This is a genomic window from Streptomyces sp. NPDC017979, assembly GCF_044328175.1.
GTDB lineage: Bacteria > Actinomycetota > Actinomycetes > Streptomycetales > Streptomycetaceae > Streptomyces.
Genome location: NZ_JBIRGU010000033.1, coordinates 1 through 2,255, shown reverse-complemented (window position 1 = coordinate 2,255; position 2,255 = coordinate 1). Strand labels below are relative to the sequence as shown.

Annotated in this window: 2 rRNA genes (1 of these 2 running past the window's edge); both read right to left on the bottom strand. The window is 58.6% G+C overall.

What is annotated here, in order from left to right:
• Positions 1 to 632 (bottom strand): 23S ribosomal RNA (locus tag ACH4E8_RS35115); it reaches 2,572 nt to the left of the window's first position.
• Positions 633 to 924: 292 nt separating this feature from the next.
• Positions 925 to 2,255, bottom strand: a 16S ribosomal RNA gene (locus ACH4E8_RS35110); the annotation flags it as partial.

The window sequence follows — 2,255 nt, the reverse complement described above, 5'->3', positions numbered from 1 at the left end:
CGCGACGCTCCCACGGCTTGTAGGCACACGGTTTCAGGTACTATTTCACTCCGCTCCCGCGGTACTTTTCACCATTCCCTCACGGTACTATCCGCTATCGGTCACCAGGGAATATTTAGGCTTAACGGGTGGTCCCGCCAGATTCACACGGGATTTCTCGGGCCCCGTGCTACTTGGGAGATGAACAAGCAAGCCACCACAATTTCAGCTACGGGGGTCTTACCCTCTACGCCGGGCCTTTCGCATGCCCTTCGCCTATCATGATGGTTTCTAACTCGCCCAGCCGCCGGCAGACGACTGAAGTTCATTCCCACAACCCCGCCCACGCAACCCCTGCCGGGTATCACACGTAAACGGTTTGGCCTCATCCAGTTTCGCTCGCCACTACTCCCGGAATCACGGTTGTTTTCTCTTCCTGAGGGTACTGAGATGTTTCACTTCCCCTCGTTCCCTCCACACTGCCTATGTGTTCAGCAGTAGGTGACAGCCCATGACGACTGCCGGGTTTCCCCATTCGGAAACCCCCGGATCAAAGCCTGGTTGACGACTCCCCGGGGACTATCGCGGCCTCCCACGTCCTTCATCGGTTCCTGGTGCCAAGGCATCCACCGTGCGCCCTTAAAAACTTGGCCACAGATGCTCGCGTCCACTGTGCAGTTCTCAAACAACGACCAACCACCCATCACCCCACCCAACCGGGCGAGTTCACTGGGGTCGGCAACCGAAGACACACAAGCAACAGCTTGCCCGTGCCCTCAGACACCCAACAACGTGCCCGACACACCACCCGTCCCCGACATCCTCGTTCCACGCTCGAAAGCAGTACTTGATGATGCAGAAACAGTCAGTGTGCCGAATAGTCAACGTTCCACCCATGAGCAACCGTGCAGAACATTCGCCTGCAGTCGGCTATGTGCTCCTTAGAAAGGAGGTGATCCAGCCGCACCTTCCGGTACGGCTACCTTGTTACGACTTCGTCCCAATCGCCAGTCCCACCTTCGACAGCTCCCTCCCACAAGGGGTTGGGCCACCGGCTTCGGGTGTTACCGACTTTCGTGACGTGACGGGCGGTGTGTACAAGGCCCGGGAACGTATTCACCGCAGCAATGCTGATCTGCGATTACTAGCGACTCCGACTTCATGGGGTCGAGTTGCAGACCCCAATCCGAACTGAGACCGGCTTTTTGAGATTCGCTCCACCTCACGGTATCGCAGCTCTTTGTACCGGCCATTGTAGCACGTGTGCAGCCCAAGACATAAGGGGCATGATGACTTGACGTCGTCCCCACCTTCCTCCGAGTTGACCCCGGCGGTCTCCCGTGAGTCCCCACCACCCCGAAGGGCGTGCTGGCAACACGGGACAAGGGTTGCGCTCGTTGCGGGACTTAACCCAACATCTCACGACACGAGCTGACGACAGCCATGCACCACCTGTACACCGACCACAAGGGGGGCACTATCTCTAATGCTTTCCGGTGTATGTCAAGCCTTGGTAAGGTTCTTCGCGTTGCGTCGAATTAAGCCACATGCTCCGCCGCTTGTGCGGGCCCCCGTCAATTCCTTTGAGTTTTAGCCTTGCGGCCGTACTCCCCAGGCGGGGAACTTAATGCGTTAGCTGCGGCACGGATGACGTGGAATGTCACCCACACCTAGTTCCCAACGTTTACGGCGTGGACTACCAGGGTATCTAATCCTGTTCGCTCCCCACGCTTTCGCTCCTCAGCGTCAGTATCGGCCCAGAGATCCGCCTTCGCCACCGGTGTTCCTCCTGATATCTGCGCATTTCACCGCTACACCAGGAATTCCGATCTCCCCTACCGAACTCTAGCCTGCCCGTATCGACTGCAGACCCGGGGTTAAGCCCCGGGCTTTCACAACCGACGTGACAAGCCGCCTACGAGCTCTTTACGCCCAATAATTCCGGACAACGCTCGCGCCCTACGTATTACCGCGGCTGCTGGCACGTAGTTAGCCGGCGCTTCTTCTGCAGGTACCGTCACTTTCGCTTCTTCCCTGCTGAAAGAGGTTTACAACCCGAAGGCCGTCATCCCTCACGCGGCGTCGCTGCATCAGGCTTTCGCCCATTGTGCAATATTCCCCACTGCTGCCTCCCGTAGGAGTCTGGGCCGTGTCTCAGTCCCAGTGTGGCCGGTCGCCCTCTCAGGCCGGCTACCCGTCGTCGCCTTGGTAGGCCATCACCCCACCAACAAGCTGATAGGCCGCGGGCTCATCCTGCACCGCCGGAGCTTTCAACC